At 74.0% G+C, this 3,297-nt stretch carries 4 protein-coding genes; 1 reads left to right on the forward strand and 3 read right to left on the reverse strand.

What is annotated here, in order from left to right:
- Nucleotides 1-175: 175 nt before the first annotated feature.
- The 3 genes from ssuE to FGF04_RS40440 all read right to left on the reverse strand — a co-directional run bounded on the left by ssuE (nucleotide 176) and on the right by FGF04_RS40440 (nucleotide 1,358).
- Entirely contained in the window at nucleotides 176-730 is a 555-nt protein-coding gene (gene ssuE, locus FGF04_RS37190; RefSeq protein WP_149515813.1) for an NADPH-dependent FMN reductase, read from the reverse strand.
- Nucleotides 731-950: 220 nt separating this feature from the next.
- A complete protein-coding gene (locus FGF04_RS42205) occupies nucleotides 951-1,034 on the reverse strand; it encodes a putative leader peptide (RefSeq protein ID WP_408055717.1) in 84 nt (27 codons plus the stop codon).
- Between the two features lie 156 nt (nucleotides 1,035-1,190).
- Nucleotides 1,191-1,358: a hypothetical protein gene (locus FGF04_RS40440; RefSeq protein ID WP_188114384.1), complete on the reverse strand. Its 168-nt coding sequence runs from the start codon at nucleotides 1,356-1,358 to the stop codon at nucleotides 1,191-1,193.
- Nucleotides 1,359-1,581: 223 nt separating this feature from the next.
- Between FGF04_RS40440 and FGF04_RS37195 the strand changes: the two genes are divergently transcribed.
- On the forward strand, nucleotides 1,582-3,138 hold the full coding sequence (locus FGF04_RS37195) for an SDR family oxidoreductase (RefSeq protein WP_149515814.1): 1,557 nt from the start codon (nucleotides 1,582-1,584) through the stop codon (nucleotides 3,136-3,138).
- The last annotated feature ends 159 nt before the right edge of the window (nucleotides 3,139-3,297 follow it).

Genomic DNA, 3,297 nt, shown 5'->3' on the forward strand with positions numbered 1-3,297 from the left:
CCCGCCCCCGTACCTGCGCCCGCGCCCGTACCGGCGCCCGCACCCCGTACGTCCTCTCGCGCCCCGATCGGAGACCGCGCCCGTGTCCCTCGCCTTCCACTGGTTCCTGCCCACCAACGGCGACAGCCGCGACGTCGACGGGGGCGGGCGCGGGTACGGGGCGGTGCGGGTGCGGTCAGCTCGCCGCGGCGAGGACCGGCCGGTGGCCCAGCGCCTGGGAGAACTGGTCGAGCACCTGGCCCAGCGCCTCACCGGCCGCGGGCGCCACGGTGAGCCGGCCGTCCTCGCCGACCGTGATGTCCTTGTCGAGGGTGAACCAGCCCTGGACGATGTGCCGGGCGCCCATGGAGCTGAGGACCGGGCGCAGCGCGTAGTCGATGGCCAGGACGTGGGCCGTGCTCCCGCCGGTGGCCAGCGGCAGCACGGTCTTGCCGGTGAGGGCGTACTGCGGGAGCAGGTCGAGCAGTGCCTTGAGGACGCCGGAGTACGCCGCCTTGTAGACGGGGGTGCCGACGACGACGCCGTCGGCCCGGGCGAAGAGGTCGGTGGCCTCGACGATCGCCGGATGCCGGAAGTCGGCGCCGAGCAGCGCCTCGGCGGGGATCGTCCGGACGTCGAGCGGGACCACCTCGTGGCCCTGTGCGACGAGCCGCTGGTCGAGGTGGCGCAGCAGGCGGTTGGTGCGGGAGGAGGCGGAGGGGCTGCCGGAGACGGACAGGACGGTGGCCATGGGTCCTCTTTCGGGACGGGGGCGTTACCCCGCGCGCTCCGCGACGGCCGGACGCCGGCCGGGCGGCGGTGGGTCGGGCGACGGTGGGTCGGGCGACGGTGATCCGGACGGGCCGGACGGCGCGGGGATCGATGGACTGCCCGGTGCGGGCAGCGGAACGCGTCTCAACAGCGGGCTCGACCGCGGGGGGAGGGTGGTGAGGCGCGGCGGATCCGGAGGATCAGGCCACGGGGCGACAGGCGGCGCTGGAGACGCGCGCGAGGTCGACATGGCGTCGCCGCGTGAGGTCCAGTCGCATCATCATGGTCCCGATCGTGACAGCCGCCGGTCAGGGGCGTCAAGGAGATCCCGGCCGGTCTCATGTCCTGGACCGGCGCAAACGACGGCCGGGGCGCGGTGACGCGGCCCCGGCCCACCGCGTCCTGCCTGCTGCACGCGGTTCGTTCCGTACGGGTGAAGGTCAGTCCTCGTCGCGCCCCGGTACCACCACGAGGAACGCGTCCGACTCCAGATCCATCACGACCGCCGCCGGCTCGCCCTCGGCGCGGCGACGCGCCGCGTACTCCTCAGCGGGCCACGACCCACGCGGCGCTCCCGCGGGAAACTGCTCCAGGACCTTCGCACCCATGACGGTGACCTCCCGTTTCGACCGGTGACTCTCCGAAAGTCCGTCTGCCCCCGATCGTCAGGGACATGTACGGCTGTCTCGCGCCCCCATCGCCTCCATCCCCTCGGTCCGGCCCCGGTTGACCCGTGTGGCCCACGCGGCGCATCCGTCCGCGGCGCCTCCGGGGAAGGGGTGTCACGGATGGTGCCGAAACGGGATCGAACAGGACTGAAGAGGGCGGAAGATGACCGAACAGGAGGGCCGGGACGCCATGAGCGGTGACGACTCCGGCGCCGGGCTGCGCTGTCTGGTGACGGGTGCGACGGGGTACATCGGCGGCCGCCTGGTCCCCGAACTCCTCGCGGAGGGACACCGCGTGCGCTGTCTGGCGCGCTCCCCGGGCGCGCTGCGGGACCATCCGTGGGCGGGTGACGTCGAGGCGGTGCGCGGCGACGTCACGGACGCCGCGTCGGTCGCCCCGGCGATGCAGGACGTCGACGTCGCGTACTACCTGGTGCACGCGCTCGGCACGGGCAAGGACTTCGAGGAGACCGACCGCAGGGCGGCGCGGATCTTCGGGGAGCAGGCCCGCGCGGCGGGCGTACGCCGGATCGTCTACCTGGGCGGGCTCACCCCCGTCGAGGTGCCCGAGGAGGAACTCTCCCCGCACCTGCGCTCGCGCGCCGAGGTCGGCCGCATCCTGCTGGCCTCCGGTGTCCCGACGACCGTGCTGCGGGCGGCCGTCATCATCGGTTCCGGCTCGGCCTCCTTCGAGATGCTGCGCTACCTCACCGAGCGGCTGCCCGTGATGGTCACCCCCAACTGGGTGAACACCCGCGTCCAGCCGATCGCGGTGCGGGACGTGCTGCGCACCCTGGTGTGCAGCACGCGGATGCCGGACGACGTCAACAGGACGTTCGACATCGGCGGCCCCGACATCCTGACGTACCGGCAGATGATGATGCGGTACGCGGCCGTGGCCGGGCTGCCCCGGCGGCTCATCGTGCCGGTGCCCGTCCTGACGCCGACGCTCTCCAGCCACTGGGTCGGCCTGATCACCCCCGTGCCGCGCTCCATCGCCCGCCCGCTCACCGAGTCGCTGCGCCACGAGGTCGTCTGCCACGAGCACGACATCACGCGGTACGTGCCCGATCTGCCGGGCCGGCCGATCGCGTTCGACGAGTCGGTGCGCCTGGCCCTGCAACGCGTCCGGGAGGCCCGGGTGGCCACCCGGTGGTCCTCCGCCTCCCTGCCGGGCGTCCCCAGCGACCCGCTGCCCACGGACCCCGACTGGGCGGGCGGCAGTCTCTACACGGACGAGCGGGAACGCACGGTCGACGCCTCGCCCGAGGCCCTGTGGCGGGTCGTCGAGGGGATCGGCGGCGAGAACGGCTGGTACTCCTTCCCCCTCGCCTGGGCCGCGCGCGGCCACCTGGACCGGCTGGTGGGCGGTGTGGGCCTGCGCCGGGGACGCCGTGACGCGGCACGGCTGCGGGTCGGCGACTCGCTCGACTTCTGGCGCGTCGAGGAGATCGAGCCGGGCCGGCTGCTGCGGCTGCGGGCCGAGATGCGGGTGCCGGGCCTCGCGTGGCTGGAGATGTGCGTGGACACCGACGACGACGGCACCGTCCGCTACCGCCAGCGGGCCCTCTTCCACCCGCACGGTCTGCTCGGCCACGCCTACTGGTGGAGCGTGTCGCCCTTCCACGCCGTCGTGTTCGGCGGCATGGCCCGCAACATCGCGCTCACCGCCGCCAGGACCGCTCCCCGGGCGGTGCCCGGGAGCGCGCCCGCGGGCTGACGGCAGGTCACCGTCGCACGGGTGAAAGGGAGGCCCCGGACGCATCCACCGGGCGGCGCCGGACGGAAGTACGGCATGGCCAGAGGTACCGCGGAGCCTTCCCCCCTGCCTTCGTCCGCCCTCTCCCCCCGCTCGCGCCCGTTCCGTCGTCTCCCTCCC

This window comes from Streptomyces apricus (assembly GCF_008369065.1).
Classification (GTDB): Bacteria; Actinomycetota; Actinomycetes; order Streptomycetales; family Streptomycetaceae; genus Streptomyces; species Streptomyces apricus.

Excerpts from the sequence above, each read along its gene's own strand:
- FGF04_RS40440 (WP_188114384.1), bottom strand. The coding sequence starts at position 1,358 with ATGGGTGCGAAGGTCCTGGAGCAGTTTCCCGCGGGAGCGCCGCGTGGG.
- ssuE (WP_149515813.1), bottom strand. The coding sequence starts at position 730 with ATGGCCACCGTCCTGTCCGTCTCCGGCAGCCCCTCCGCCTCCTCCCGC.
- FGF04_RS42205 (WP_408055717.1), bottom strand. The coding sequence starts at position 1,034 with ATGATGATGCGACTGGACCTCACGCGGCGACGCCATGTCGACCTCGCG.
- FGF04_RS37195 (WP_149515814.1), top strand. The coding sequence starts at position 1,582 with ATGACCGAACAGGAGGGCCGGGACGCCATGAGCGGTGACGACTCCGGC.